The 26,161-nt window shown below is 60.9% G+C and carries 29 protein-coding genes; 13 read left to right on the top strand and 16 right to left on the bottom strand.

Annotation, left to right across the window (positions count from 1 at the left end; translation table 11 throughout):
- Positions 1-78: 78 nt before the first annotated feature.
- Complete coding sequence (locus JV201_RS09150) at positions 79-900, bottom strand: SDR family oxidoreductase (protein ID WP_219406776.1); 822 nt, start codon at positions 898-900, stop codon at positions 79-81.
- A 329-nt stretch (positions 901-1,229) separates the two neighbouring features.
- On the opposite strand from JV201_RS09150, the gene JV201_RS09145 reads away from it, so the two are divergent.
- Complete coding sequence (locus JV201_RS09145; protein WP_003216767.1) at positions 1,230-1,382, top strand: DUF3309 family protein; 153 nt, start codon at positions 1,230-1,232, stop codon at positions 1,380-1,382.
- A gap of 60 nt (positions 1,383-1,442) precedes the next feature.
- Here the strand turns inward: JV201_RS09145 and JV201_RS09140 are convergent, their stop codons facing one another.
- From JV201_RS09140 to JV201_RS09120, 5 genes are all read right to left on the bottom strand, one after another.
- Positions 1,443-3,530, bottom strand: coding sequence for an LTA synthase family protein (locus JV201_RS09140; protein ID WP_008433215.1), 2,088 nt, complete (start codon positions 3,528-3,530; stop codon positions 1,443-1,445).
- Between the two features lie 396 nt (positions 3,531-3,926).
- On the bottom strand, positions 3,927-4,118 hold the full coding sequence (locus JV201_RS09135) for a PLDc N-terminal domain-containing protein (RefSeq protein ID WP_003172956.1): 192 nt from the start codon (positions 4,116-4,118) through the stop codon (positions 3,927-3,929).
- 68 nt (positions 4,119-4,186) lie between these two features.
- On the bottom strand, positions 4,187-4,717 hold the full coding sequence (locus JV201_RS09130; protein WP_219406775.1) for a hypothetical protein: 531 nt from the start codon (positions 4,715-4,717) through the stop codon (positions 4,187-4,189).
- A gap of 41 nt (positions 4,718-4,758) precedes the next feature.
- The gene (locus tag JV201_RS09125) at positions 4,759-5,274 is read right to left on the bottom strand and encodes an ankyrin repeat domain-containing protein (protein WP_010176046.1); all 516 of its coding nucleotides are present in this window, start codon (positions 5,272-5,274) and stop codon (positions 4,759-4,761) included.
- A 96-nt stretch (positions 5,275-5,370) separates the two neighbouring features.
- Positions 5,371-7,197, bottom strand: coding sequence for a long-chain-acyl-CoA synthetase (locus JV201_RS09120; RefSeq protein ID WP_219406774.1), 1,827 nt, complete (start codon positions 7,195-7,197; stop codon positions 5,371-5,373).
- Between the two features lie 398 nt (positions 7,198-7,595).
- Between JV201_RS09120 and JV201_RS09115 the strand changes: the two genes are divergently transcribed.
- Positions 7,596-7,874, top strand: a complete 279-nt coding sequence (locus tag JV201_RS09115) for a DUF3509 domain-containing protein (RefSeq protein ID WP_003216777.1) — start codon at positions 7,596-7,598, stop codon at positions 7,872-7,874.
- 54 nt (positions 7,875-7,928) lie between these two features.
- Here the strand turns inward: JV201_RS09115 and JV201_RS09110 are convergent, their stop codons facing one another.
- From JV201_RS09110 to aroC, 4 genes are all read right to left on the bottom strand, one after another.
- Positions 7,929-8,213 carry a response regulator transcription factor gene (locus JV201_RS09110; protein WP_003216779.1) on the bottom strand — a complete coding sequence of 95 codons (285 nt, stop codon included), beginning with the start codon at positions 8,211-8,213 and terminating at the stop codon, positions 7,929-7,931.
- A 235-nt stretch (positions 8,214-8,448) separates the two neighbouring features.
- Positions 8,449-8,994 (bottom strand): acireductone dioxygenase, encoded by a 546-nt coding sequence (locus tag JV201_RS09105; protein WP_003216782.1) that lies wholly within the window; start codon positions 8,992-8,994, stop codon positions 8,449-8,451.
- 28 nt (positions 8,995-9,022) lie between these two features.
- Positions 9,023-10,174 carry an MFS transporter gene (locus JV201_RS09100; RefSeq protein WP_177009504.1) on the bottom strand — a complete coding sequence of 384 codons (1,152 nt, stop codon included), beginning with the start codon at positions 10,172-10,174 and terminating at the stop codon, positions 9,023-9,025.
- Between the two features lie 148 nt (positions 10,175-10,322).
- Entirely contained in the window at positions 10,323-11,414 is a 1,092-nt protein-coding gene (aroC, locus tag JV201_RS09095; RefSeq protein ID WP_219406773.1) for a chorismate synthase, read from the bottom strand.
- A 143-nt stretch (positions 11,415-11,557) separates the two neighbouring features.
- Here aroC and JV201_RS09090 point away from each other — a divergent pair, with 143 nt between their 5' ends.
- Positions 11,558-12,520: an alpha/beta hydrolase gene (locus tag JV201_RS09090; RefSeq protein WP_003213124.1), complete on the top strand. Its 963-nt coding sequence runs from the start codon at positions 11,558-11,560 to the stop codon at positions 12,518-12,520.
- Positions 12,521-12,619: 99 nt separating this feature from the next.
- Positions 12,620-13,423, top strand: a complete 804-nt coding sequence (locus JV201_RS09085; protein WP_003213127.1) for a hypothetical protein — start codon at positions 12,620-12,622, stop codon at positions 13,421-13,423.
- 147 nt (positions 13,424-13,570) lie between these two features.
- Here JV201_RS09085 and prmB read toward each other — a convergent pair whose 3' ends face one another.
- Complete coding sequence (gene prmB, locus JV201_RS09080; RefSeq protein WP_003213129.1) at positions 13,571-14,479, bottom strand: 50S ribosomal protein L3 N(5)-glutamine methyltransferase; 909 nt, start codon at positions 14,477-14,479, stop codon at positions 13,571-13,573.
- Positions 14,480-14,719: 240 nt separating this feature from the next.
- Here prmB and JV201_RS09075 point away from each other — a divergent pair, with 240 nt between their 5' ends.
- The 5 genes from JV201_RS09075 to JV201_RS09055 all read left to right on the top strand — a co-directional run bounded on the left by JV201_RS09075 (position 14,720) and on the right by JV201_RS09055 (position 17,494).
- Positions 14,720-15,310, top strand: a complete 591-nt coding sequence (locus JV201_RS09075; protein WP_003213131.1) for a cysteine hydrolase family protein — start codon at positions 14,720-14,722, stop codon at positions 15,308-15,310.
- 130 nt (positions 15,311-15,440) lie between these two features.
- Positions 15,441-15,761: a hypothetical protein gene (locus JV201_RS09070; RefSeq protein ID WP_003213133.1), complete on the top strand. Its 321-nt coding sequence runs from the start codon at positions 15,441-15,443 to the stop codon at positions 15,759-15,761.
- Between the two features lie 75 nt (positions 15,762-15,836).
- On the top strand, positions 15,837-16,394 hold the full coding sequence (locus tag JV201_RS09065; protein WP_003213135.1) for a Smr/MutS family protein: 558 nt from the start codon (positions 15,837-15,839) through the stop codon (positions 16,392-16,394).
- A 79-nt stretch (positions 16,395-16,473) separates the two neighbouring features.
- Entirely contained in the window at positions 16,474-17,019 is a 546-nt protein-coding gene (folE, locus tag JV201_RS09060; protein WP_003204506.1) for a GTP cyclohydrolase I FolE, read from the top strand.
- 103 nt (positions 17,020-17,122) lie between these two features.
- Positions 17,123-17,494 (top strand): glutathione S-transferase N-terminal domain-containing protein, encoded by a 372-nt coding sequence (locus JV201_RS09055; RefSeq protein ID WP_063031984.1) that lies wholly within the window; start codon positions 17,123-17,125, stop codon positions 17,492-17,494.
- Positions 17,495-17,601: 107 nt separating this feature from the next.
- On the opposite strand, the gene JV201_RS09050 is transcribed toward JV201_RS09055, so the two are convergent.
- The 3 genes from JV201_RS09050 to JV201_RS09040 are packed head-to-tail and all read right to left on the bottom strand — an operon-like array spanning position 17,602 to position 20,544.
- Positions 17,602-17,922, bottom strand: a complete 321-nt coding sequence (locus JV201_RS09050; protein WP_219406772.1) for a hypothetical protein — start codon at positions 17,920-17,922, stop codon at positions 17,602-17,604.
- A complete protein-coding gene (locus tag JV201_RS09045) occupies positions 17,919-19,250 on the bottom strand; it encodes an acyclic terpene utilization AtuA family protein (protein WP_219406771.1) in 1,332 nt (443 codons plus the stop codon). The genes JV201_RS09050 and JV201_RS09045 overlap by 4 nt, the downstream gene beginning before the upstream one ends.
- Before the next feature lies 1 nt (position 19,251).
- Complete coding sequence (locus JV201_RS09040; RefSeq protein WP_219406770.1) at positions 19,252-20,544, bottom strand: CitMHS family transporter; 1,293 nt, start codon at positions 20,542-20,544, stop codon at positions 19,252-19,254.
- Between the two features lie 131 nt (positions 20,545-20,675).
- Here JV201_RS09040 and JV201_RS09035 point away from each other — a divergent pair, with 131 nt between their 5' ends.
- Entirely contained in the window at positions 20,676-21,572 is an 897-nt protein-coding gene (locus JV201_RS09035; RefSeq protein WP_219406769.1) for a LysR family transcriptional regulator, read from the top strand.
- A 105-nt stretch (positions 21,573-21,677) separates the two neighbouring features.
- On the opposite strand, the gene JV201_RS09030 is transcribed toward JV201_RS09035, so the two are convergent.
- Complete coding sequence (locus tag JV201_RS09030) at positions 21,678-22,280, bottom strand: glutathione S-transferase family protein (protein WP_008432197.1); 603 nt, start codon at positions 22,278-22,280, stop codon at positions 21,678-21,680.
- A gap of 10 nt (positions 22,281-22,290) precedes the next feature.
- Positions 22,291-23,457: a PLP-dependent aminotransferase family protein gene (locus JV201_RS09025; protein ID WP_003212839.1), complete on the bottom strand. Its 1,167-nt coding sequence runs from the start codon at positions 23,455-23,457 to the stop codon at positions 22,291-22,293.
- Between the two features lie 82 nt (positions 23,458-23,539).
- Here JV201_RS09025 and JV201_RS09020 point away from each other — a divergent pair, with 82 nt between their 5' ends.
- From JV201_RS09020 to JV201_RS09010, 3 genes are all read left to right on the top strand, one after another.
- Positions 23,540-23,974, top strand: coding sequence for a MarR family winged helix-turn-helix transcriptional regulator (locus tag JV201_RS09020; protein WP_003212841.1), 435 nt, complete (start codon positions 23,540-23,542; stop codon positions 23,972-23,974).
- A 191-nt stretch (positions 23,975-24,165) separates the two neighbouring features.
- The gene (locus JV201_RS09015; protein ID WP_219406768.1) at positions 24,166-25,512 is read left to right on the top strand and encodes an NCS2 family permease; all 1,347 of its coding nucleotides are present in this window, start codon (positions 24,166-24,168) and stop codon (positions 25,510-25,512) included.
- Between the two features lie 63 nt (positions 25,513-25,575).
- Positions 25,576-26,161: LysE family translocator (locus tag JV201_RS09010; protein ID WP_219406767.1), on the top strand; the 586-nt coding region annotated here is incomplete at its 3' end.

Raw genomic sequence — 26,161 nt, 5'->3', positions numbered from 1 at the left:
GGGGCTGCTTCGCACCCCAGCGGGAGCAAGCTCCCTCGCCACAACAAGCCCTCGCCACATCAGGTGCTCACCTGAAATTCAACCTTTTACCGCCTGCGACTGAGCTTTCGCCCGCATCTTGTCCGCCATCACGGTCATCTCGTCATACAGCAGTTGCGGGTTCTTCTGTTTCAATGCCCAGGCCATGCGCCCCTGCTCGTGGGGCAGGATCATGAATTGCCCTTGCGCCACTTGCTGGTAGATGTAGTCGGCGATTTCTGCGGCGGTGATCGGCGAGCTTTCCAGCAGCTTGCCCACCTGGGCTTTCATCGCGGGCGTCGGCCCGCGGAACGAGTCCAGCAGGTTCGTCTGGAAGAAGGATGGGCACACCACATGCACGCCGACTTCCTGTTGCTTGAGTTCCACCAGCAGGCTCTCCGAGAGCGCCACCACGCCGGCCTTGGCCACGTTGTAGTTGCTCATGGCCGGGCCCTGCATCAGGGCGGCCATGGACGCGATGTTGATGATGCGGCCCTTGCTCTTTTCCAGCAGCGGCAGGAATGCCTTGCAGCCCTTGACCACGCCCATCAGGTTGATCGCGATCTGCCAGTCCCAGTCTTCCAGGGACAGTTCGCTGAAGAACCCGCCCGATGCGACACCGGCGTTGTTGACGATCACGTCGATGCCACCGAACTTTTCCTCACAGGCCTGTGCGAACGCGGTGAGCTGGCTGTAGTCGCGCACGTCGCAGCGCTGGGTGAAACCGTCACCGCCGGCCTGGCGTACAAGCTTGAGGGTTTCTTGCAGGCCCGCTTCGCTGACGTCCGACAAGGCCAGCTGCCAACTCTCACGGGCCCAGCGCAGAGCGATTTCGCGACCCAGGCCAGAACCGGCGCCGGTGATCATCATGCGATTTTGCATAGGAAAGTAGCCTTGTGGTTCACGGAAGAAGTGAGCCGCAGTGTAGCGAAGGTTTTTCCCGCACCCACGCACCATCAGACTGCTGAATGCCCCAGGCAAACCGTGGGCCGGGTCGGATAGCGGGAAACCCGCCAAGTTCCATTTATTTGAACTAAGGGCGGTTATTTGCAACGGGGTTAAAGGAAATAAGCAAGTTAGCGAAAAGCTTTAAAAAAACACGGAATTTTCTGCCAAACACATTGGTCGGAGTTATTAAGGCGTCCGTATCAGTTGTCGGGCCTATTCGTTAAATAACAGGTCTTTTCAGAAGACAATAAGGAAAACAAAACATGAGCCTCATTCTTATCATTATTCTGATCCTCCTGCTGGTCGGCGGTCTTCCAGTGTTCCCTCACTCACGTAACTGGGGTTACGGGCCATCGGGTATTCTCGGTACTGTGTTGGTAGTGCTGTTGATTCTGTTGTTGCTCGGCAAGATATAACGCGTTCCAGCGTGCAAAAAAAAGAGGCCTTGAAAGGCCTCTTTTTTTATGCGCGGGTGTTTAGTCCGGCTTGCCGTCCACTACACCGGCAGTGTTGTCCAGCAGGCTCTTGGTAGCGGTCTGCAGGAACGATTCGAGCTTCTGCTTCAACGCAGCCTCGTCCGGCGATTCTGGAATCACTTTCCCGGTCGGGTTGGCGCCCAGTTCGTATTCCCACAACTTCGGCGGCATTTCCTTGGGCAGTACCAGCACGCGGTCACCGGTGAGCAAGGCGACGGTCTGGTCGCTGCCCGACGGCTTGATCACGCCAAAGCCCTTGTCACCTTCCGGCAGGTTGAGCAGGTCACGGCCCCAGCACTGGTGCAGGGTGTCACCGCCCAGGCGGCCCATAATGGTCGGCACGATGTCAATCTGGGTGCCCACGGTGTGGTCACGCTCGCCGAACTTCTCCTGCATGCCCGGTGCGATCATCAGCATCGGCACGTTGAAGCGGCCCAGGTCCATCTCGGTGATCTGCTGCTCGTTGCCGAAGCCGTGGTCGCCCACGATCACGAACAGGGTTTCCTTGAAGTACGGCTCCTTGCGGGCCTTTTCAAAGAACTGGCCCAAGGCCCAGTCGGAGTAACGCATGGCCGTCAAATGCTCGTTGAGGCTGCCACGGTCGGTGACCTTCTCGACCGGCAATGGCGTCGGCAACGCGTACGGCGTGTGGTTGGACAGGGTTTGCAGCAGCGCATAGAACGGCTTGCCGCCTTCACGTGCCTTCAACTCTTCCAGGCCACGGCTGAACATGTCCTGGTCGGACACGCCCCAGGTTGGATCCGAGAACACCGGGTTGACGAAGTCATTACGCCCGATGAAGTTGGTCATGCCCTGGTTGCTGAAGAAGCCCGACTGGTTGTCCCAGGCGAAATCGCCGTTGTAGACGTACACGTCGTCAAACTTGCGGGCGCTGAGCAACTGCGGCAGGCCCGACAGCTTGTGGCTGCCTTCCGGGGTCTGCATCAGGTATTCGAAACCCGGCAGGTTCGGGAAGCAGGCCATGGTGGCGAACATACCCTGGTGGGTGTGGGTGCCGTTGGAGAAGAAGCGGTCGAACAGCAGGCCTTCCTTGGACAGTTTGTCGAAGTACGGCGTGATATTGCCCGGGCGGCCCAGGGCGCCCACCGAGTGACCGGCGAAGCTTTCCATCAGGATAACCACGACGTTCTTGATCGGCAGGGTCTTCTCGGCCGGCGGCGTGAAGTCACGGCGTACCGCGGCGGTGTCGGTGTCGACCAGTTTCTCGGTCGGCAATACCAGCATGTCGCGCACGGTCTGGGTGGCCAGCGGCTGCTCCAGGGTGGCTTTCCAGATGTTCGAACGCTCCTCGGAGAAGCGCGATTTCGCCGCCGCAATCAGCGACAAGGTACCGTTGAGGCCCAACTGGTTGGCGAAGTTCGAGTCGGTGGTGTACACGTCGCCCCAACGCAGTGGCGGGCCCTGGCGCAGGGTGCCACGGATGGCGACCACGGCGACCAGCAGGCAGACCACGAACACCGCGATGCGCGTGTACCACGGCGCTACCTGGCGAGTGCCGATGCTGCCACCGCTGAACGGGCCGCGTGGGCGCGTTGCACGGTCGGCGCCTTTGAAGGCGATGCTCAGGATCAGCGTACCCACGGCCCAGGCCAGCAGGTAGCGCACCACCGGGAAACCGTACCAGAGCATGCTCATCACGGTTTTCGGGTCTTCCTTCACGTACTGGAAGACCAGGCCGTTGAGGCGCTGGTGGAACTCGCGGTAGAAGTCCATTTCCATCAGGCCCAGGAACAGCGCGATGCTGGACGCGACCGTCAGCCACAAGCGGAAGAACCCGCGCGCCGCCATGGCCCGTACGCTGAACAACGCCAGCAGCAACGGCACCAGCACGTACATCACCAGGCGGATATCCAGGCGCAGGCCGTTGGCGAACGCTTCAAGGAAAGTCGAGGCCGGTGTGTCGAGGATCATCTCGCGGTTGTAGACCAGCAGCGCCAGGCGCAGCAGGGAGAACATCACCATCATGATCAAGGCACAAAGCAGCGTGTACGCCAGATGGGATTTGACGGTCGGTTGCAGCAAGCGATTAGAAGCTCGCTGCTGATTCAGGGCGTCCGGGTTTGCCATGTCGTTTTAGGACCCATTGGAAGTTTAAGTTGCGAATGAATACAGCGGCGCCCCGCCCTCGCCCAGGCAGGCTGGGGTAGACGGTGAACGCAATGGCGCAAATGGTGCCCGATCAACGCCGGCAACGCCATTGATTACTCACTCCTGCAGTAGGTGGGCACTCGTTTTAGAGCACTCGACAGGGGAAATAGCCGGCGAATTGTCTTGGATGGAATGTGAAAATTTTGTACAGCGAATATCTCGAAACACAATAACGGGCGTACGGAAACAGATGTGGGAGCGGGCTTGCTCGCGAATACGGTAAATCAGTCGATACATCAGGTGACTGTTACACCGTATTCGCGAGCAAGCCCGCTCCCACACTTACTGTGCCCGCTCTGGATAGCGTTGTTTGGATCAGATCCGCACGTTACCGCGCGGCCCGGCGATCGCCCAGATGATCAAGCCCAGTACCGGCAGCAGCAGGATCAACAGGATCCACAACACTTTGGCGCCGGTACTCGCGCCGCTTTTGAACACGTTGATGATCGCCCAGATATCCAGCGCGAGGATGATCAACCCGATCAGACCATTAAAAGTGGAACCCATGGTGTCGCTCCTAAGTGAGGGCTTGCCTGCTTAGGATAGTCAGCCGTGGCCGGTGGTTCCGTTTTATTTCAGACGTGTACCGCAACCCGCAGGGCTTCCAGGGAGGGTTCGCCCTTGATCCCGACTTCGGCACACAACTCCAGCACCCGTGGCACGTCGTCGCCGTAGACCAGCACAGCCTGGATCTCGTCGTCCAGCAACTGGCTGAAGTTCATCAGCACGTAGCCGCCGTTCTCCGGGTTGAGGGCGCTCATCTGGATCTGGATGCGGTTCAGCGCGGTCAGGGCTTCGGTCTTGGCCAGTTGCTTGGGCTTGAGGTTGAACGCCACGCCGGGGCCAAAGGAGGCGACGATCTGGGCGAACAGGTCCTGGTAAGTGTCGGCCTGGAACAGCACGGTGTCTGGCAGACTGCCAACAACGATCCACTCGCCCAGGGAAATCGGGAAAGTGTCGTCGTAGTTGATGTCGGGGTTGGCGGCCAGGAAAGCGTCGGGATCGGCGTAGGCCTGGGCCGCTTCGTCAGCCACCCTAGCGATCTCGGGTTCGCTCATGCAGCCGGAGCTGATTTTGCTGATGAGTTCGACGAGTGCGGTTTTCATGGGGTGGTCCTGTGGCGGGGCTGATTTTGAGGGCGCAAAGCCTACACCAGTTTTTGCAACTGCGCCGCCGTATCCACCGCCCCCATGGTCTGGGCCGCTGCCAGCGCGGTCACGCCCTGGGCATCGGTGGCCTTGGGATTGGCGCCCTGGCTGATCAGGTAGTCCACCATTTCGGTACGGTTGAACATCGCCGCCATCATCAAGGCGGTGCGACCATCAGAGGATGCGCCTTCGACCAACGCTCCGCCTTCGATCAACGCTTTGACCACCGGCAGGTTGCCCTTGAACGCCGCGCCGGCAATCGGCAGCTGGTTCTTGTCGTTGGCAATCTGGGGGTCGGCCTTGAATTCCAGCAGCACTTTCACCGCGTCCACATGGCCGTGGTAGGCCGACAGCATCAACAGCGTATCGCCATTGTGGTTACGCAGGTTCGGCGGCAAGCCCTTGGCCAGCAACGCCGCCAGCATCGCGGCATCGCCTTTGCGCGCCACGTCGAACACCTGCTCGGCAAATTCGGCGGCTTCGTCTTCGGTCATTTGTTTGGCTTGGTCTGACATGTGGGGCTCCTTGTCTGGTGTTTCATAAGGCGCCCAGTCTCGCGATGGAGTTCCCCACTGTCATGCCTTTTTTCCCAAAAGCGGCGATAGGCAGAATCAATAACGGAACTTGCCCGCCTGGATATCCGCCAACAGTTGCCCCGTGACCGGCACATAACTGTCCGACCCAGGCAGCCAGGCAAAGATCGGATCATCACCGGCCTTGCCCGGGTCGAACGCTTCCTCCTTGAGTTTCACCTTCTGGTATTTGAAGGTGCCCGTGGTTTCCATCTTCACCTTGATCCGCAGGAACAACGGCACCGCATACGCGGGCAATTGCCCGTGGGCGAACGTCAGCAACTCGCGCATGTCCAGGGAAGCCAGGGATTCGGCAGGCGTAATGGCCGCCATGCCCGCGCGGCCGTTGGTGTTTTCAATCTCCACGCCGTAGGCCACCACTTCGGAAATCTGCGGGTGCTGCAGGAAGATGTTCTCGACTTCGGTGGTGGAGACGTTTTCACCTTTCCAGCGGTAGGTGTCCCCCAGCCGGTCAACGAATTGGGCGTGGCCAAAGCCGATATTGCGCAACAGGTCGCCGGTGTTGAAATAACGGTCGCCCTTCTCGAACACGTCGCTGAGCACCACCTTGCGGTTCTTCTCGGGGTCGGTGTAGCCGTCGAACGGTGCCTTGTCATCGATCCTGGCCAGCAGCAGCCCCTGGCCCCCCTTGGGCACTTCGCGCATGAAACCGTCGGCGCCGCGAATCGGCTCACAGCTGTCATGGGCGTAGTCCACCAGTGCCCAGTGCATCAGGGAAAAGCCGATGGTGTTGTCGAAGTTCAGCACATTGGTGAAGCCGATGTTGCCGTCACTGGCGGCGTACAGCTCGCAGATATGATCAACGCCAAAGCGCTGCTTGAACTCAGCCCAAACCCCAGGGCGCAGGCCGTTGCCGATCATCTTCGTCACCCGGTTATCCAGGTCGCGCCCGTGGGCAGGCTGGTCGATCAGGTAGCGGCACAGCTCGCCGACATAACCCAGGGTGGTCGCATTGAATTTGCGCACATCGTCCCAGAACTGGCTGGCGCTGAACTTGCGGCGAATCGCGAACCCCGACGCCCCGGCAATCGCTGAACCCCAGCACACGCACAGGCCAGTGGCGTGATACAGCGGCAAGGTGCAATAGACGACATCCTCGGGCCCCATATCCAGGGCGATGGTGCCGAAACTGGCCGAGGACTTCATCCAGCGGCCGTGTTTGAAAATGCCGGCCTTGGGCAAGCCGGTGGTGCCGGAGGTGTAGATATAGAAGCAAGGGTCGTTGAAAAAAATCTGCTGGGTGCTGGCGGGGTTTTCCACCGGGCAGTCGGCGCTGGCAGCCATCAGGTCGACGTAATCCGGCGGCACATGGCTGTGCTGCTGATCGGCAATAAACCAGGTTTTATCCGCCTCGATGGCCACCTGGCTGCGCACGGCCTCGTAGGCCCCTACCAACTCGGCACCCACCACAATGGCCGCCGGCGTCACCAGGTTGAGGCTGTGAACCAGTGCGGTCTGGGTTTGCGAGGTATTGAGCATCGCGCAAATGCCGCCCACCTTGGCCACGGCCAGTACGCTGAGCAACAACTCGGGGCGGTTCTCGATAAACAACGCCACCACGTCGCCCTTGCCGATCCCCTGCTGCTGCAGGTAGTGAGCCATGCGGTTGGCCTGCTGGTTGGCCTGGCGGTAGCTCAGCACCGTGTCGCCATACAGCAGCGCGGCGCCGTCGGGGTTGTGTTGGGTGGCTTGTTCAAAGGTCCAGCCCAGGCCGCACGGCTGGTCGGGATCGGTGATGTTGGCAACGCGGATTCCGCGCACCAGGCGCGGCAGCGCACGGACAATGGTGGGCACCTTACGCAGCATCATGCCCCAGGTGATCATGTCACTTGGCGGGTGGTTCATGGCGGGAACGTCCTTTTTCTTATTGTTCGTATGACCCTCAAGGCACCCATCGCACTGTAAGACCCGCGCCGAATGCCTTGCAGGAAAATACGCCAGCCGTTCTTCGGCTGTACACGCAGGATTTGAAAAGTTTTGTATCCCGAAAGGAAAAGGAATTTAGCGCACCGCCAGGTGGTCACTATGGAAGACCTGCCTTGCGTGCCAGCGGTGAAACACTTGGCAAAACCCCGCAAAATGCAGGATGCACGATGGCCATTCATGCAAATTGCACGAAACCGGAAATCTTAAAATTTTATAACTAGTTGATTTATAACGATTTTTTAAGATATTCAGTACTGGCACAATCACTGCACCTATCACTCCACGCTGCAAAACATGAGCTAACGGAGCTGATAGACATGAGCCTGATCCAAGATAAATTTTCTTCTGTGTTCTCCAATTTCGACGTCACCACCCAGGCGCGTCCTGATGGCGGCATCCTGCTGACATTGCGTAACAGCGAAGGCAAGCAGATCAAACGTTCGATCTCTTATCAGCAACTGCACACGGCCGACCAACTGACGTGGGTCATCAGCGCCATTCGCCGCGACCTGGCTGAACAAGCCAGCGACCTGCCACAGATTTCGATGCTGCAAAGCCAGAACCGCTTTGCCCTGCCGACCTACCATTCGGCTTGACCGTCATGCAGGACCCGAACAGGTCGTGGTGCCGTTGCGCACCACGGCCTTTTTTTATTTGCACAATCCCTGTTTCACCGCCTCGTTCACGGCCTGGACCCGGTTAGTCACCTGCAACTTGCCGTAGATGTTGCGCAGGTGAAACTTCACCGTGGCCTGGGAGATGGAGCGAATCCTGCTGATTTCCCACACCGTCTTGCCCTCGACCGCCCAATGCAGGATTTCCCGTTCCTTTGGGGTCAGGGGTTTACCCGACAACATCGCACGCGCCTTGCGGTTGGCAACCGGCGCGCTGTCCGTTTGCGTGGACGGTTGTTCCTGTGGCTCCGAACCGCTCATGCAGGCCCCTCTCTTCATATAGGTCTTGTAACGCCCGAAGTCGGATTACTCCTATTGACAGGCGAATAAATATTGAGACCAGAGAGAGTTACACAAAGAGTGGAAGTAACAAGTAAGGTCAACGATAAACAGCTGTTACCCACAAACTTTCAAGTTTATTCCTACAGCGATTTCCAACCTGAAGGAATTGAAGTTAAAAAAATGCCCCCTGTTCAGGAGGCATTGCCGGACGAACTTAGTCATCAAGCCGAGGAAAACCCTCGGCGATCGCGTCGCCCGTCAGCATGACCGCCAGCCCTTCAGGGTCACTGAACAGGCGGATCGCCACAAAGTGCGGGTTCTCCCCCATATCAAACCAGTGCGGGATGCCGCTCGGCACCAAGATCAGGTCGTTTTTCTCGCAGAACACCGCGTACACATAATCTTCGATGTGCAAGGTAAACAGCCCACGACCCGCTACGAAAAAACGCACGTGGTCTTGGGCCATGCGGTGTTCGTCGAGTCGCTCGGCGCGCAATTGGGCTTTCTGTGGGTGATCGTTGCTGACGCGGAGCACATCAACGGTGGTGTAGCCGCGCTCGGTCATCAGCTTGTCGATGGGCGCCTGGTAGGCCGCGATAATCTCAACCTCGCTGGCCCCGGGCTCAAGTCGGGTAGCCGCCTGCCAGCGATCGAACCCCACACCCAGCTCGGCCAGGGTCGAGGCGATATCGTCCTGGTGAGTCAGGACCTTGTTCGGGGTGTCGGGGGTGCAGACGTGGTAAACCGCGAGATAGCTCATCAAACTCTTCCTCTGTCACGGGAGCCGCTCATGGCCGCTCCTCTTGCAATCGAATGCCAATGATTAGGGCGGCGGCCAGGGCCGCGATGCTGGCAATGCTGAAGGTCAGGGTCGGCCCCAGCAGGTTCCAGCTGTAACCTGAATAGAGTGCGCCCAGCGCACCGCCGGTACCGGCCAGTGCCGCATACAGTGCCTGGCCCTGCCCTTGCTGGCGAGCACCAAAGCTGCGTTGCACGAACTGGATGGCCGCCGCGTGGAAGCTGCCGAAGGTCGCCGCGTGCATCACCTGCGCCAGCAACAGCACCCAGAAGAATTCGGCAAACGAGCCCAGCAGCAACCAGCGCAGTGCGGCCAGCAGGAAACTCGCCATCAATACCCGGCGTACCGAAAAGCGCGTGAGAATCCGGCTCATGGCCAGGAACATCAAGACTTCCGCCACCACGCCCAGCGCCCACAACATGCCGATCACGCCACGGCTGTAACCGAGGTGTTCAAGGTGCAGGGTGAGGAAGGTGTAGTACGGGCCGTGGCTCATTTGCATCAGCGCCACGCAGGCATAAAACGCGAGGACGCCGGGGCTGCGCAGTTGCCGCAAAAAGCCGTCACCGGCCAGGCGGTTGCCCTGGGCCGGCGGCTGCGCATTCGGCACCCAGAGGCTGGCGCCGATGATGCCGGCCATGATCACCACGACCACCACCGGGTAGATATCCAGGCTCAGCCAGTCGAACAAGCGGCCCATGATCACCACGGTGAGGATAAAACCGATGGAGCCCCACAACCGCACCTGGCTGTAGCGCGAGGTCTGGCCTTGCAGGTGCGCGAGGGTGATGACTTCAAACTGCGGCAGGACCGCGTGCCAGAAGAACGCGTGCAAGGCCATCACCAGCGCCAGCCAGGCGTAGGTCTTGCTGACAAAGATCAACGAGAAACTCACCAGGGTGCACACCGCGCCAAAGCGCACGATGGCCAGGCGCCGGCCGGTGTAATCCCCCAGCCAGCCCCACAGGTTGGGTGCCACGCAGCGCATCAGCATGGGGATGGCCACCAGCTCGCCGATGCGCGCGCTGGAGAACCCAAGGTGATCGAAGTACAGCGCCAGGAACGGCGCCGTCGCCCCCAGCAGGGCGAAATAGAACAGGTAGAAGCTGGAGAGTCGCCAGTATGGAAGGGCTTGCGTCAGCATAAGTGACTTGTGGCGAGCGAGCTTGCTCGCGCTGGGTCGCGAAGCGCCCCCACTAGAAGCGCCGCAGTTCTCCAGGTCCTACCGGGTTGCAGGCTTTGGGGCCGCTGCGCAGCCCAGCGCGAGCAAGCTCGCTCGCCACCCACGGTCACAGCTGGTCCAATACCGGAGTACTGACTTTTACGTCGGCGTTTTGCCCACGATGGCGCAGCAGGTGGTCCATCAACACAATGGCCATCATCGCCTCGGCAATCGGCGTGGCGCGGATGCCCACGCAGGGGTCGTGACGGCCCTTGGTGATCACGTCCACCGGGTTGCCGTGCACATCGATCGAACGGCCCGGCGTCGTGATGCTGGACGTCGGCTTGAGGGCCAGGTGCGCAACGATTGGCTGGCCGGAGGAAATGCCACCGAGAATGCCGCCGGCGTTGTTGCTGAGGAAACCTTCCGGGGTCAGCTCGTCACGGTGCTCGGTGCCACGCTGGGCCACACAATCGAACCCGGCGCCGATTTCCACGCCCTTGACCGCGTTGATGCTCATCAGCGCGTGGGCCAGTTCGGCATCGAGGCGGTCGAAGATCGGCTCGCCCAGGCCCGGCATCACGCCTTCGGCAACCACGGTGATCTTGGCGCCGACGGAATCCTGGTCGCGGCGCAACTGGTCCATATAGGCTTCCAGCTCCGGCACTTTGTCCGGGTCTGGGCAGAAAAAGGCGTTGTCTTCGACGCTGTCCCAGGTCTTGAACGGGATTTCGATCGGGCCCAGCTGGCTCATGTAGCCGCGGATCACGATGCCCTGGGTCGCCAGGAACTTCTTCGCAATCGCACCGGCCGCCACGCGCATCGCGGTTTCCCGCGCCGAGCTGCGGCCACCGCCACGGTAGTCGCGCTCGCCGTATTTGTGGTGGTAGGTGTAGTCGGCGTGGGCCGGGCGGAACAGGTCCTTGATCGCCGAGTAGTCCTTGGACTTCTGGTCGGTGTTGCGAATCAGCAGGCCGATGGCGCAGCCGGTGGTGCGGCCTTCGAACACGCCGGAGAGGATTTCGACTTCGTCGGCTTCCTGCCGCTGGGTGGTGTGGCGGCTGGTGCCGGGCTTGCGGCGGTCGAGGTCACGCTGCAGGTCTTCCAGGGACAACTCGAGGCCCGGCGGGCAGCCGTCGACAATGGCGACCAACGCCGGGCCATGGCTTTCGCCCGCGGTGGTAACAGTGAACAGCTTGCCGTAGGTATTGCCGGACATGCAGGGCGCTCCGTGAAATCAGTTGAATCAAGTCAACCGTAATAACTTAAGGCGGCCAGTATACGCAGGCTAACCGACTAGTTCATCCTCGAAACCTTACCGGTAGACGTTGGTCCAACCGGCACCTTCCTCATGATGGCGCGATGATGCTGCGAGTTCTGCTTTTGACCCTCACTCTGTTTTCCAGCCTTGGCTTCGCCGCCTCCCCTGTCGTGCTGCAACGGCCCATCAGCCTGGACACCGGCAGTGGCGAGCTGTTTGGTTCGCTGTTGTTGCCCAAATCCGACAAGCCGGTGCCGGTGGTGCTGATCATCGCCGGCTCCGGGCCCACCGACCGCAACGGCAACAGCGCCGACGGCGCACGCAACGACAGCCTCAAGCGCCTGGCCTGGGTGCTGGCCAGGCACAACATCGCCAGCGTGCGCTACGACAAGCGCGGCGTGGCCGCCAGCCTTGCCGCCACCCCCGATGAACGCAACCTGACCCTGGATGCCTACGTGTCCGACGCCGTGGCCTGGGGCAAGTTGCTCAAGGCCGACCCACGCATGGGCCCGCTGATTGTGCTGGGCCACAGCGAAGGTGCACTGGTGGCCGCCCTCGCCGCCCCGCAGCTCAACCCGGCCGGGGTGATCTCCCTGTCGGGCAGTGCGCGCCCGGTGGACCAGGTGATCCGCCAGCAACTGGCCGACCATATGCCTCCAGCGCTGTTACTGCGCAGCAACCAGATTCTCGATCACCTCAAGGCCGGCCAGGTGGACGCCGATGTGCCCACACCCCTTGAGGGCATTTTCCGCCCCAGCGTGCAGCCCTATCTGATCAGCCTGTTCCGCGCCGACCCTTCGGCGGCCTTTGCCAAATTGACCATGCCGGCGCTGATCGTCCAGGGCACCAATGACCTGCAGGTCGGCGTGGCCGATGCGCAACAATTGCAGAAGGCCAAGCCCGACGCCGAGCTGACGGTGATCGAAGGCATGAACCACGTGATGCGCATCGTGCCCAACAACGTGAAGCAGCAACTGGAGTCCTATAACGACCCGCAGTTGCCGCTGGCGGCTGAACTGGGCACCCGCCTGGTTCGCTTTATCGACGGACTTCGCGCCAGTTAAGCGAGTATTGCCCTCCAGTCCTGAGCAAAACGGCCGATAAGCCAAGGGTCGACAGCAAAAAGCCTGTCGGCCCGCAGAGCTTGGACAGGATCGCGCCGAATGACGAACACCGAAGCAACACCCGAACCTACCGCCGACACCACGGCTGACACCGAGGCCGCCGCATCGGCCGCGTTACCGTGGGCGGAGGTGCAGGCCGAACATTTCAAGATGCTGCGCCTGGCCCCTTTGGCCACCGACCGTGCCACGGGCGTGCGGCCCCTGCGCTTTGTGCAGTTTGGCTGGGCCGAACGCAACAACAAGGACCACAGCCTGCTGCGCATGGTCATTCAGTTGCCGGGCCAGCGGGTGCGCCGGGAACAGAACCATTTGGATATCTGGGTCGATCACGCGACCCATCGGGTGCACTTTGGCCCGGGCAACAGCCTGGAGATCGAGCCGGCTAACCGCGGCATCGGCCGTTTCCTGGTAGCCCAGGGCGCCGCCTGGGCGAAAAAGAAGTGGTCGCACTACCGCGTCGACGGCGTCGACCTGGCCAACAAGGACGCCCTCAACGAAGCCACGCGCCTGCGCCGGGATCACTTCCTGCGTATCCAGGGCTTTGATGTGGCGTACGCCGATGTCCAGCATTTGAAGGGCAACGTGCAGCCGGGCAAGGTCAGCGATGTGCTGGACAGCTGGAACACCGAAAAGCTGCAGTTCGTGGAGATTCTGGAAGCGGCGCAGATGCTGCAACAGGCCGAGCAGAACCTGGCGGAACAGGAAGTGAAACTGCGCAAGGAAGAGGAAAAAGTCACCAAGTTCAAGCGCGAAGACAGCGGGTTGCGCTTCACGATTACGTGCCTGGTGGCGTTTACCGTGTTTCAGGCGGGGTTGTTGATCTGGATTGCGACGCATCGGTAATCCGGTTTATCAATTGAAACCGGATCAAAATGTGGGAGCGGGCTTGCTCGCGAATGCGGTGTGTCAGTCACCGGATATCTTGACTGAGCCACCGCATTCGCGAGCAAGCCCGCTCCCACACTGACCGCGTTACCCACTTGGAAGCGGTTAAACCCTGGCGGCAAACACCGCCTGATGCGCCCGGCACTGCTCGGCCGTCAACATGAACACGCCATGCCCGCCGCGCTGGAACTCCAGCCAGGCGAAGTCCACTTCCGGGTACAACGCCTCGACGTGAACCTGGCTGTTGCCCACTTCGACAATCAGCAAGCCCTTCTCGGTCAAGTGATCTGCCGCCTCGGCCAGCATCCGCCGAACCAGGTTCAAGCCGTCGTCACCGCAGGCCAGGCCCAGCTCCGGCTCGTGCTGGTATTCATCCGGCATGTCGGCAAAGTCTTCGGCGTCGACATACGGCGGGTTGGACACGATCAGGTCAAAACGCTGGCCCGGCAAACCATCAAAGCCGTCGCCCTGAACGGTATACACGCGCTCATCGACGCCATGGCGCTCGATGTTCTGGTTGGCCACCTCCAGCGCTTCGAAGGACAGGTCGCCCAGTACCACTTCGGCGTCCTGGAACTCGTAGGCGCAGGCAATACCGATGCAACCGGAACCGGTGCACAGGTCCAGAATGCGTGCCGGCGGTGTGCCCAGCCACGGTTCGAAGCGGTTTTCGATCAGTTCGCCAATCGGTGAGCGGGGAATCAATACACGCTCATCAACGATAAACGACATGCCGCAGAACCAGGCTTCCTTCAACAGGTAAGCGGTCGGCACACGCTCGTGGATACGGCGGTGCAGCAACCGTTGCACGTGGGAGATTTCCTCTTCTTCCAGGTTGCAATCCAGGTAACTGTCGGCAATTTCCCATGGCAGGTGCAAGGCGCCGAGCACCAGTTGCCGGGCTTCGTCCCAGGCGTTGTCGGTGCCATGGCCAAAAAACAGGTCTTCCCCATGGAAACGGCTGACGGCCCATCGGATGTGGTCGCGCAAGGTGCGCAGGCGGGAAGTGATCACGGGGGCAAGCTCCTGGAAAAAACGACCGGCGATTCTAACAGTCTTAAGCTGTACCGACGATGTACGAAAAAACCCTTTGCCGCACGTCGGATTTCATCTTAAACGTGGTTTTTGCCTAAACGTAGTGCCCTATTGACATCGCTGCACGCCAACAACGGCGTACCTTACGATGGTAGCGATTCACAGAAGCGCTCAGCCAGAGGACAATGTCACAAAAGCCCCACTCACAGGAGCCCCAGAATGTCCGTTCCAAAGACGATGTTTCAACTCAGCGGTCGTGGTTACGCAGCGGCGAACCTGAACCATGCGACCCTCGTGATCATCGACGCCCAGAAGGAATACCTCAGTGGTCCCCTCGCCCTCTCGGGCATGGACGCTGCTGTCGAACATATCAAGCAACTGGCGGCTGCCGCGCGCAACGCCGGGCGCCCGATCGTGCATGTGCGCCACTTGGGCACTGTCGGCGGGTTGTTTGACCCTCAGGGCGAGCGCGGTGAGTTCATTCCTGGCCTTGAGCCACAGGCCGACGAAACCATCATCGGCAAGCTGCTGCCCAGCGCCTTCCACGGCACCGGCCTGGAGAAACACCTGCAAGACCTCGGTTCCCTGGACCTGATCGTCTGCGGCTTCATGAGCCACTCCAGCGTCAGCACCACGGTGCGTGCGGCAAAAAACCTGGGCTTTCGCTGCACCCTGGTGGAAGACGCCTGCGCCACCCGCGACCTGCCTTACAAGGGCGGCATTCTCAGCGCCGACCACGTGCAGCAGACTGAAATGGCCATCATGGCTGACAACTTCGCCACCCTCGCCTTGACCAAAGATCTGATCTGATCGACCTTCGATGAGCGGGTAGCCGCCCGCTCATCCGCAAATACCTGTCATTTGCTGCAATTGCCTCTGTACCCGGAACAACCTGTGTATCTTCCGGTCGAAGGGCCGATACCCTGGAGGAAAGGTCGGAATGAAGATATCCGATGGTTTTGATGCTCGTCGCTTGCGCCCCAAGGGCCCGAGCAACTGGCGTCTGCGCATCGGCGCCGGCTTTGCCGCGCTGTTGGCGATAGGTGGCGTACTACTGGCAATTGCTGGCGGCGCTGGTTTGGTTGGACACTCACCGGCCCTGGGCGAGCTGAATGCCAGCCCTGGCGGTTCTGCAATACTCTTGGTCATCGGCCTGCTGGTGCTGTGGTTCGGCGTATGGCTGTGGCGCCGTTGCCGTCGGCGCATGCGCCAACCGCTGTCACTGAACATCGCTTCGCACCTGATGAAAAAGCACGACTGATGGCGTACAGATAGCGTTTGTTGCGCATCAAGCCGCCGCGATTAGGTAAACTGCCCGCCCTTCGCGGAGGCTGACATGCAAGACGACGATTTTTCCCTATTCAAGAACGAGCTGCGCGGCGTCAAGCCGATCAAGCATGATCGCGCCGACACCGGCAAACCCAAGACCGATCGCGCCCAGATCGCCAAGCTGCGCCAGGCCGCGACCGTGCGCACGGACGCCACCACCGTGGACGGCCTGTCGGATCAATTCGTTATCGATGTAGGTCCCGAAGACGAGTTGATGTGGGCCCGCGACGGCGTGCAGGAAAGCCAGATGCGCAAGCTCAAGGTCGGCCAGATCCCGTTCGAGGGTAGTCTCGACCTGCACGGCATGACCGTCGAAAAAGCCCGCGAAACCCTCTGGGCGTTCCTCGCCGAAGCCACCAAATTCGAAATCCGCTGCGTGCGCGTCACCCACGGCAAGGCCGTGCGCCTGGACGGCAAGCGGCCGATGATCAAAAGCCACGTCAACACCTGGTTGCGCCAGCACTCCCAGGTGCTGGGTTTTACCTCATGCCAGCCACGTCACGGCGGCGCTGGCGCGGTGTATGTGATGCTCAAGCGCACCATGATGGAAGGCCGCGACGAGTAACAAGTGCCATCGTCAGGCTTGCAGCGATGTGTTGGCCGCCGTACCCTTGCCCTTTGCGAAAATCCCACTAGGTAGTTTCATGTCCCTGGAACAGAATTACACCGCGATTCTCGGCCAACTCGGCGAGGACGTTTCCCGCGAGGGCCTGCTCGACACGCCAAAACGTGCCGCCAAGGCCATGCAGTATCTCTGCCGCGGTTATGAACAGACCCTCGAAGAAGTCACCAACGGTGCCTTGTTCAGCTCTGACAACAGCGAAATGGTGCTGGTCAAGGACATCGAGTTGTACTCGCTGTGCGAACACCACCTGCTGCCGTTCATCGGCAAGGCTCACGTCGCGTATATCCCGAGCGGCAAAGTGCTGGGCCTGTCGAAGGTCGCGCGTATCGTCGATATGTATGCCCGCCGCCTGCAGATCCAGGAAAACCTCAGCCGCCAGATCGCCGATGCGGTCCAGCAGGTCACCGGCGCCCTGGGCGTTGCAGTGGTGATCGAGGCCAAGCACATGTGCATGATGATGCGCGGTGTGGAGAAGCAGAATTCGTCGATGATCACGTCGGTGATGCTGGGTGAGTTCCGCGAAAATGCGGCGACCCGCAGCGAGTTTCTCAGCCTGATCAAGTAATACGCGGCACCTGGAAAAACCGGCGTTCATCGCCGGTTTTTTTTCGCCTGTGAAAAATCAGGTAAGCTGCGCCCCCTTAAGTCTAGGGCAAGAGGTTTCAGCCATGTTCGTCAAAGCACTTCGAGTGGGCCTCGGCCATGTCATCATCGCCGGCGACTTCCTGACCCGTCCGCGCAAAAAGCAGCGCCCTGCCGAACAACAGGCGCAGGTGAACGCAGCGGCCAAGGACCTGACCCTGTATCAATTCCACGCCTGCCCGTTCTGCGTGAAGACCCGCCGCACCCTGCACCGCCTGAACGTGCCGGTGGCCTTGAAGGATGCGAAGAACAACGAGCAGGACCGCCAGACCCTGCTGGAGCAAGGCGGCAAGATCAAGGTGCCATGCCTGCGCATCGAAGAGAACGGCCAGACCACCTGGATGTACGACTCCAAGGTGATCATCGATTACCTCGACAAGCGGTTTGCGGCGGTCTGACAAACAGCGAGGATCCAGTGTGGGAGCGGGCTTGCTCGCGAAGGCGGAGTATCAGCCACAGACGTAGTGGCTGATACTCCGCCTTCGCGAGCAAGCCCGCTCCCACATTAGTTTGGTATTGCCAATTCAAGATCCAGCAATGCTGAGCCCAGGCACTTGCCATGGGCGTCCAGCGCCAGCGACCGCGTCACCCCGCCCCGCAGGATCCCCGGCAACACGAAGTTCAGTGCCTGCACATTGGGCAGTTCATAACGCCGCACCGGTGCGGCGCCCGCCTCCAGCAACGGCGCAAAAAACGCCGCTACCACCTCAGCCGTGAGTTGCTCGCAGAGCAGCGGATAGTACTCGGACCGATACGCGATGATCGAGATGTTCGAGGTGTCGCCCTTGTCTCCCGTTCGGGAGTGGGCCAGGGTGTGCAGCTTCATGCTTCGATCCTCGGGTTGACCGCGTGACGAGGCAGCAGCAACGATGCCACCGCCACCACTTGGCGCAGGCTCTTGCTGGCGCCGCCGCCGCCGGACGGGCCGTTGGTGTAGAGAGTTTCAACTTCATTGCCGACACGCACCGCCTCGCTGCGTTCTGCGCAGCGGGCGGCTATGCGCAGGCGCACTTCCCACGGTTCAACCGTGCTGCGCGGGCCGTGCAGGGAGTCGACGCCGATCAATTCGGCACGCACGTCCTGCATGCGCACGCCGGTCAACTCCAAGCGTTTCAGGACCACATCGCGAGCCAGTTGCGCACGAGCGACCGCGCCCGGGCCACCGTAGGAAATCTGCCCCTCACCGATCCAGCCGTCCAGATAACCGACGCTGACTTTCAACGCTTCGGGACGTGGCCGTCCGCTCGCGCCGTGGGCACGCACCCGGTCCACGGCTTCTTCGGTAAACGCCACCTGGGAAAAATCCGCGCACACGTCCGGTGTGAGGTAGGCCGCCGGGTCGTGCACTTCGTAGATCAATTGTTCGGTGCACGTGGCACGGCTGACCCGCCCACCGGAACCTGCGACCTTGGTGATCAAGGCCTCGCCGTCTGCGTCAATCTCGGCCAGTGGAAAGCCAAGGCGTGCCAGATCGTCCACGTCCTTGAAGCCCGGATCGGCAAAGTAGCCACCGCTGACCTGCCCCGCACATTCCAGTAAATGCCCCACCAGCGTGCCGCGCCCCAGCCGTTGCCAATCATCCGCAGCCCAGCCGAATTCGAACATCTGCGGCGCCAGGAACAACGAAGGGTCTGCCACCCGGCCGGTGATCACCACGTCGGCCTCGGCGCGCAAGGCGTCGATAATGCCGTCGGCGCCCAAATAGGCGTTCGCGGAAATCAATCGCTCGCCCAACGAGCCAAGGGTCTGACCGTTGTCGAGCAATTGCTCCGGCTGGGCACGCAACGTCTCAAGCACGTCATCGCCAACCACCGCCAGCACCTTGAGGTTAAGCCCCAGTTCACTGGCAATCCGCCGCACTTCAACCGCCGCCGCCACCGGATTGGCCGCGCCCATATTGGTGATTACCCGCAGGCGTCGGCGCCCTTCGGACCGGCCGACAAAGGGCAGCACGCGGCGCATGCGCTCACTCAACAGCGGGTCGTAACCGCCTTGTGGATCGCTGATCCGCGCCTGTTGCGCCAGGGCGATGGTGCGTTCGGCCAGGCATTCGAAGACCAGGTAATCCAGGACGCCCTGTTCGGCCAATTCCACCGCAGGTTCGATACGGTCGCCGGAGTAGCCGGCGCCGGAACCGATGCGCAAGGTTTTCATTTCAAATCACTCCCAGGAGCAAAGCCGTCAGGGTCATCAACACCGACGCGGCAAACAGAAAGGGGATGGTGAAGCGCTGGTGATCGGCCAATTCGATCTTGCACAGGCCCACCAACAGGAAGGTCGCCGGCGTCAACGGGCTGACCGGAAAGCCGGTGGTGTGCACGCCCAGCAACGAGGCCTGGGCCACTTGCAGCGGGTCGACGCCCAAGGCCTTGCCGACTTCGGCGATCACCGGCATCACGCCGAAGTAGTAGGAATCCGGGTCAAACAGCATGCTCAGCGACATCGACAGGAAGCCCACCACCGCCGGGATCAACTTGCCGTGGCCCGCCGGAATCTGCGCCACCGCCACTTCGGCGATGGCCTTGAGCATGCCGGTGCCTTGCATGATGCCGGTGAACACACCGGCGGCGAGCAGGATGCTGGCCATGGTCAGGGCGGTTTTTGCGTGGGCGTCGATCCGCGCGCGTTGGGCGTCGACGTTCGGGTAGTTGATGCACAGCGCCACCACCGTGCCGAGCATGAACATCACCACCGGGTCGACCCAACCGGCGATCATCACCACCATCACCAGTACCGTCAGGACCAGGTTGACCCAGAACAGCCGCGGGCGACGCAGGGCAATGTCATCGTCGCTGAGCACCCGTTGCGGCACGGCGTCCACGCTGGAACCAGCGCCCAGGCCCAGGCGTTTTTCTTCCCGGTGGCCCAGCCACCAGGCGCAGGCGAATACAAAGACCAGGCCGACGATCTGCACCGGAATCAACGGCTGGAACAAGTCCGCCACCGGCACGTGCAGCGCTGCCGAGGAACGCAGTACCGGGCCGGTCCACGGCAGGAAGTTGACCCCGGCCGCCATCGCCGCCACACACGCGAGGATGCGTTTATCAATCCCCAGCCGCGTGTACAACGGCAGCATCGCCGGCACCGTCACCAGGAAGGTCACCGCGCCGGAGCCGTCCAGGTGCACCAGCAACGCCAGGGTCGCGGTACCGACGACAATCCTTGTAGGACGCGTCCCTACCGTGCGCAGGATGCGATCAATGATTGGATCCAGCATGCCGGCATCGGTCATGATCCCGAAGAACAGGATCGCGAACACAAACATCCCCACCACGGGGGCGACGTTCTTGATGCCGGTGATGATGAAGGCGCTGGTTTGCAGGCCGAAACCGCCCAGCAGCGCGGCGATGATCGGCAAGGCAATCAGGGCCACCAGTGGCGACAGGCGTTTGCTCATGACGGCAGTGAGCAGGCACAGGATGGTGATGACACCCAGGGTAGCGAGCATGGGGTAGCTCCAGAACGGCGTTTTCGGCCGGTTATTGTTTTCCCTGGAGTATTGGAATCGCGTTAGGCTTTGTAAATTGGAATATTCGGCACTCCACATTCGAAAAAACAAAACGCTCGAGCAAAATAAAAATGAAAAATTCGATCCAGCATATCCAGGCGTTTCTCGCCGTTGCCCGCACGGGCAGCTTTACCAAGGCCGCCAACGAACTGCATTTGTCGCCCTCAACGCTGACCGTGCAGGTGCAGCAACTGGAGGAATGGCTGGGCGTCGCGCTGCTCGACCGCAGCCCGCGCCACGTCAGCATCACCGCCGCCGGGCTGGATGCACGCGGGCCGATGGAGAAGCTGTTGCTGGACCTGGACAACATCGTCACCGGCTCCCGTGACCTGGCAGCGCTACGACGAGGCGTGGTGACCATCGCCGCCCTGCCCTCCGTGTGCGCCGGCGCGTTGCCTCCCGCCCTGCGCCTGTTTCGCGAACGTTTTGCCGGGATCGAGGTGCGCTTGCATGACCTGGTTGCACACCGCATTCATGCGCAAGTGCGTTCGGGCGAGGTGGATTTCGGTATTGGTGTGCGGGCGCGGCTGAGCCACGGGTTGGCGTTTGTGCCGGTGCTGAATGATCGGTTATGTGCGTTCGTGCCGCTGGATCATCCGCTGACTCGTTTTGCAAAGTTGAGCCTGGAGCAACTGGCCGACCAGCCGATCATCCTCACCGGCCGCGACAGCAGCGTGCGGGAACAGGTGGACGCGTTGTTCGATGAAACACGCCTGACGATGCTCGCGGGGATGGAGGCCAACTACATGTCGACCGTGTTGGCGTTGGTGCGGCAGGGCTTGGGGATCAGTGTGTTGCCGGAATCGGCGGCGGACAGTCTGGAGGGGTTGAAGCGGATTACCATTGATCATCCGGGGGTGAACCGGGAGATCGGGTTGATCAGTCGCAGTGGACAGCCGTTGAGCCCAGCGGCGCAGCGCTGTTTTGAGTTGCTCAGTGAAGAATTACCTGGCGCACCGCAAAACTAAATGTGGGAGCGGGCTTGCTCGCGAAGGCGGTGGGTCAGCCAATACATGTGCTGACTGGTACACCGCCTTCGCGAGCAAGCCCGCTCCCACATTTTTGAGCGCATTTCAGCCCAGCATCGGCACATGCTTGGGATGGCTGGCCACGCGCTTCAACCAGGCTTGCACACCTGGATAGGCGCTAAGGTCAAAGCCACCTTCATCCGCCACATGGGTGTAGGCATACAGCGCCACGTCGGCAATCGAGAATTGGTCGCCCACCAGATACGGTGTCAATTGCAACTGGCGCTCCATCACCTTCAGGGCTTTATAACCGCCCTTGTGCAGCTTCTTGTATTCCTCCAGGCGATCTTCCGGCAGCCCCAGGTAAAACTGGATAAACCGCGCCACCGCGATGTACGGCTCGTGGCTGTACTGCTCGAAAAACTGCCACTGCAGAACCTGGGTGCGCAGGCGCGGTTCGCTGGGCAGGAACTCGCTGCCATCGGCCAGGAAGTTGAGAATCGCATTGGACTCCCACAGGCAGGTGCCGTCTTCCAGCTCCAGCACCGGGATCTTGCCGTTGGGGTTCTTGGCCAGGAACTCCGCGGTCTGGGTGTCGCCCTTCAGGATGTCGACATCGATCCACTCATAGTCGATGCCCAACAGGCTGAGCATGAGTTTGACTTTGTAGCAGTTGCCCGATTTGTAATCGCCGTAGACCTTGTACATGGAGGCTCCCCTATGCCGCTTGCGCGTGCTGTGCTTGACGGACCACCGCAGCGAGACGCTTGAGACCTTCGTCCAAGCGCGCCGGGTCGATATGGCTGAAATTGAGCCGCAGGTGACCGTGATGATTGTCCGGCTCGGAAAAGAACGGTTCACCGGGCATGAACGCGATGTCCTGGTCGAGCGCAGGTGCCAACAAGGTGCGGGTATCGAGCGGCTGTTTCAAGGTCAGCCAGAAGAATAATCCGCCCTGGGGTATTTGCCAGTCGGCCAGGTCGCTGAAATGCCGCGCCAGTGCAGCCTGGAAAGCGTCGCGCCGGCCTCGGTAAAAGCTGCGCAACTCTACCAGGTGATGCTGGTATTTCTCGGTGCCGATCCATTGCATCGCCTGCCACTGGCCAACGCGGTTGGTGTGCAGGTCGGCTGACTGCTTGAGTTTGAGCAAGTGCGGGAACAGGTCCGGACTGGCGATCAGGTAGCCGACCCGCAGGCCGGGCAACAAGGTCTTGGATACGGTGCCGGTGTAGATCCAGCTGGCCTTTTTCAGTCGGCTGACGATGGGTTGCGCGCTGCCGCCGTCGAAGGTCAGTTCGCGGTAGGGTTCGTCTTCGATCAGGGTTACGCCAAACTCGTCCAGCAACGCGGCGACGGCCTCGCGCTTGGCATCGCTGTAGCGCACCGCCGAAGGGTTCTGGAACGTCGGGATCAGGTAGACGAAGGACGGGCGATGCTGCTCAAGGCTGCTGCGCAAGGCTCTGAGGTCCGGACCGTCCGCCTCAAGCTGTACGGTCAGGCAATCGGCGCCGAACAATTGGAAAATCTGCAATGCAGCAAGGTAAGTCGGGCCTTCCAAGAGGATTTTGGTGCCCTTGTCGATGTACAGCTTGGCCGCCAGGTCCAGGGTTTGCTGGGAGCCGCTGACCACCATGACCTGGCGCGCATCGCAGGCGATACCCAGCACCCGCGCCTCGGCCGCCAGCAATTCACGCAACTGTGGCTCGCCTTCGCTCATGCCGTATTGGCCGATATTCAGCGGCATGCCTTCCCAATCCAGCGTGGGCAGCATCACTTCGGCCGGCAGGCCACCGGCGAAGGACATCACCTGCGGCTTTTGCGCCGCCGCGAGGATTTCACGGATCAGGGAGCTTTTAAGACGCGAAACACGTTCTGAGAAGGCCATAAGGGTCACCGGTAGCAAAGCCTGGGGAAAATACGTCAAACTGCTTGACCGAAATTACGACGACTTGGGCAGATACGTCAATATGCTTGACCTTAAAAACCAGACCAGCCAGCAAACCGCCATGGAAGCCTTCTTCTTCGGCTACCAGGCGTTCACCGCCAAGGCTGACGAAATGCTGGAGCGCCGCGGCTTGAGCCGGGTGCATCAACGCATCGTGTTTTTTATCGCGCGCTACCCGGCCTTGAGCGTCAAGGAGCTGCTGGAACTGCTCGGCGTGAGCAAACAGGCGCTGAACATGCCGTTGCGCCAACTGCAGGAAATGCACCTGGTGGACAGCGTGGCGTCCGAGACCGACAAGCGTAAGCGCCTGCTGGAGTTGACCGAGGAAGGCCGGCGTTTCGAACAATCGCTGCGGCGAGAACAGGTAAAGCTGCTGCAACGGGCGTTTGCCGAGGCAGGCGAGACGGCGGTAGAAGGCTGGCTGGCGGTAAACAAGGCACTCAGTGGCCAATCCTGAATTGCCTTTCATCCCCTTTCGCACACAAAATAGAAAACATTATTTGCTTTATTTGTATACAAAAGCATAATTCGCTTCGTGCGAGTTCCTGACCTATTGGTCAACAAAACCCGCTGGTACCTCAAAGCGCTGCTGCCCACTCATGTGTCCGGCGCTGGAAATAACAATAAAACTCTTGAGGAGTACTTGCTGTGGAAAGCCGCAAATCCGAAGCCCCTACGCTGGACCTATCGCCACCCCACAACGGCTGGCTGGAACGCCTGTTCAAACTGCGCTTGCATGGCACCACAGTGAAGACCGAGCTGATCGCCGGCCTCACGACGTTTATCACCATGGCCTACATCATCTTCGTCAACCCCAACATCATGGCCGACGCCGGCATCGATCATGGCGCGGCGTTTGTCGCCACCTGCATCGCCGCGGCACTCGGCTGCCTGCTGATGGGCCTGTACGCCAACTGGCCAGTGGGCCTGGCACCGGGCATGGGCCTGAACGCGTTTTTTACCTACACCGTGGTCGGGACCATGGGCTACAACTGGGAGACTGCACTGGGTGCGGTGTTTATCTCCGGGGTGTTGTTCATGATCCTGACGCTCTCGCGTATTCGCGAGTGGCTGCTCAACAGTATTCCGGTGAGCCTGCGCCACGCCATGGGCGCCGGTGTCGGGCTGTTTCTCGGGGTGATCGGCCTGAAAACCGCCGGCATCATCGTGCAAAGCCCGGCCACCCTGATCAAGCTCGGTTCCCTGCATGAGCCCGCCCCGCTGCTGGCGGCCATCTGCTTCCTGTTGATTGCGATCCTCAGCTACCACCGGGTATTCGGCGCGATCCTGATCAGCATCATCGCCGTGACCCTCGCCGGTTGGGGCCTGGGCCTGGTGGAGTACCACGGCATCATGGCCACTCCGCCGAGCCTGGCGCCGACCTGGATGGCCATGGACGTGATGGGCGTGTTCAACGTCAGCATGATCAGCGTGGTGTTCGCGTTCCTGTTTGTGCACATGTTCGACACCGCCGGTACCCTGATGGGCGTGGCCCAGCGCGCAGGCCTGGTGAATGCCGACGGCAAGATCGAAAACCTTTCCCGCGCCCTGAAAGCCGACAGCGCCTCCAGCGTGTTCGGCGCCATGGTCGGCGTGCCACCCGTCACCAGTTACGTGGAAAGCGCCGCCGGGGTTGCCGCCGGTGGCCGTACCGGGCTGACCGCTGTCACCGTGGGTGTGCTGTTTATTGCGGCGATGTTTTTTGCCCCGCTGGCTGGCATGATTCCGGCCTATGCCACCGCCGGCGCGTTGATCTATGTGGCGATGCTGATGATGAGCGGCATGGCCCATATCAATTGGGACGACGCCACCGACAGCATTCCGGCGATCGTCACGGCGATCATGATGCCCCTGACCTTTTCCGTCGCCGATGGCATCGCGTTGGGTTTTATCACCTACGTGGCGCTGAAGGCCGGCACCGGTAGACATAAGGAAATTTCCATCAGCCTGTGGGTGCTGTGCGCGATCTTTATCGCCAAGTTCGCGTTCCTGTAGGCCAACCCGCTTGACCCAGCCTCACCCCGTCGGGTGGGGCTTTTGTACGAATGGAGGAATGCAATGAGTGTGGAAACCTGGCTGCTGTTCAGCGGCGCTGCGCTGGTGGTGATCCTGATCCCCGGCCCCCTGTCCTTGCTGATGATCAGCAACAGCTTGAACTACGGCCTGCGCCGTTCGTACCCGGCCTTTCTCGGTGGGGTGATTGCTTCGATCTGCCTGTTGAGCGCCTCGGCGCTGGGCTTGGGCGCGTTGTTGTTGGCCTCGGAGCAGCTGTTCAGCGCCCTGAAGATCGTCGGCGCGCTGTACCTGTTCTACCTCGCCTGGCAGAGCTGGCAGCAATCGCGGCAGCCGTCACTCGGTGCCGACGTGCCGCACGTGGCCGCCGCCCCGCGTTTTCGTGCGCTGTTTGGCCGGGCCTTTGTGCTGGGCGCCAGCAACCCGAAAGACATCCTGTTTTTCGCTGCCTTCCTGCCGCAGTTTCTCAGTGCCCAGCAGGCCTTTTTGCCGCAGTTGCTGATCATGATCGCCACCTGGACCGTGCTCGACCTGCTGTGCAAACTGGCCTATGGACTCGGCGCCCATGGTGCCGCGCGCTACCTGCGCAGCGGCAAGGGCCAGAGCTGGTTCAACCGGATCAGTGCGGGCT

The sequence above is a fragment of the Pseudomonas sp. Colony2 genome (assembly GCF_019382755.1).
GTDB lineage: Bacteria > Pseudomonadota > Gammaproteobacteria > Pseudomonadales > Pseudomonadaceae > Aquipseudomonas.
This window is presented reverse-complemented; position numbering and strand designations above follow the sequence as displayed.

Excerpts from the sequence above, each read along its gene's own strand:
- JV201_RS09065 (WP_003213135.1), top strand. The coding sequence starts at position 15,837 with ATGCAAGACGACGATTTTTCCCTATTCAAGAACGAGCTGCGCGGCGTC.
- aroC (WP_219406773.1), bottom strand. The coding sequence starts at position 11,414 with ATGTCCGGCAATACCTACGGCAAGCTGTTCACTGTTACCACCGCGGGC.
- JV201_RS09055 (WP_063031984.1), top strand. The coding sequence starts at position 17,123 with ATGTTCGTCAAAGCACTTCGAGTGGGCCTCGGCCATGTCATCATCGCC.
- JV201_RS09030 (WP_008432197.1), bottom strand. The coding sequence starts at position 22,280 with ATGTACAAGGTCTACGGCGATTACAAATCGGGCAACTGCTACAAAGTC.
- JV201_RS09135 (WP_003172956.1), bottom strand. The coding sequence starts at position 4,118 with ATGGGTTCCACTTTTAATGGTCTGATCGGGTTGATCATCCTCGCGCTG.
- folE (WP_003204506.1), top strand. The coding sequence starts at position 16,474 with ATGTCCCTGGAACAGAATTACACCGCGATTCTCGGCCAACTCGGCGAG.
- JV201_RS09125 (WP_010176046.1), bottom strand. The coding sequence starts at position 5,274 with ATGTCAGACCAAGCCAAACAAATGACCGAAGACGAAGCCGCCGAATTT.
- JV201_RS09115 (WP_003216777.1), top strand. The coding sequence starts at position 7,596 with ATGAGCCTGATCCAAGATAAATTTTCTTCTGTGTTCTCCAATTTCGAC.
- JV201_RS09025 (WP_003212839.1), bottom strand. The coding sequence starts at position 23,457 with ATGGCCTTCTCAGAACGTGTTTCGCGTCTTAAAAGCTCCCTGATCCGT.
- JV201_RS09045 (WP_219406771.1), bottom strand. The coding sequence starts at position 19,250 with ATGAAAACCTTGCGCATCGGTTCCGGCGCCGGCTACTCCGGCGACCGT.
- JV201_RS09035 (WP_219406769.1), top strand. The coding sequence starts at position 20,676 with ATGAAAAATTCGATCCAGCATATCCAGGCGTTTCTCGCCGTTGCCCGC.
- JV201_RS09040 (WP_219406770.1), bottom strand. The coding sequence starts at position 20,544 with ATGCTCGCTACCCTGGGTGTCATCACCATCCTGTGCCTGCTCACTGCC.
- JV201_RS09120 (WP_219406774.1), bottom strand. The coding sequence starts at position 7,197 with ATGAACCACCCGCCAAGTGACATGATCACCTGGGGCATGATGCTGCGT.
- JV201_RS09130 (WP_219406775.1), bottom strand. The coding sequence starts at position 4,717 with ATGAAAACCGCACTCGTCGAACTCATCAGCAAAATCAGCTCCGGCTGC.
- JV201_RS09140 (WP_008433215.1), bottom strand. The coding sequence starts at position 3,530 with ATGGCAAACCCGGACGCCCTGAATCAGCAGCGAGCTTCTAATCGCTTG.
- JV201_RS09020 (WP_003212841.1), top strand. The coding sequence starts at position 23,540 with ATGCTTGACCTTAAAAACCAGACCAGCCAGCAAACCGCCATGGAAGCC.
- JV201_RS09145 (WP_003216767.1), top strand. The coding sequence starts at position 1,230 with ATGAGCCTCATTCTTATCATTATTCTGATCCTCCTGCTGGTCGGCGGT.
- JV201_RS09070 (WP_003213133.1), top strand. The coding sequence starts at position 15,441 with ATGAAGATATCCGATGGTTTTGATGCTCGTCGCTTGCGCCCCAAGGGC.
- JV201_RS09075 (WP_003213131.1), top strand. The coding sequence starts at position 14,720 with ATGTCCGTTCCAAAGACGATGTTTCAACTCAGCGGTCGTGGTTACGCA.
- JV201_RS09105 (WP_003216782.1), bottom strand. The coding sequence starts at position 8,994 with ATGAGCTATCTCGCGGTTTACCACGTCTGCACCCCCGACACCCCGAAC.
- JV201_RS09090 (WP_003213124.1), top strand. The coding sequence starts at position 11,558 with ATGATGCTGCGAGTTCTGCTTTTGACCCTCACTCTGTTTTCCAGCCTT.
- JV201_RS09110 (WP_003216779.1), bottom strand. The coding sequence starts at position 8,213 with ATGAGCGGTTCGGAGCCACAGGAACAACCGTCCACGCAAACGGACAGC.
- JV201_RS09150 (WP_219406776.1), bottom strand. The coding sequence starts at position 900 with ATGCAAAATCGCATGATGATCACCGGCGCCGGTTCTGGCCTGGGTCGC.
- JV201_RS09085 (WP_003213127.1), top strand. The coding sequence starts at position 12,620 with ATGACGAACACCGAAGCAACACCCGAACCTACCGCCGACACCACGGCT.
- JV201_RS09050 (WP_219406772.1), bottom strand. The coding sequence starts at position 17,922 with ATGAAGCTGCACACCCTGGCCCACTCCCGAACGGGAGACAAGGGCGAC.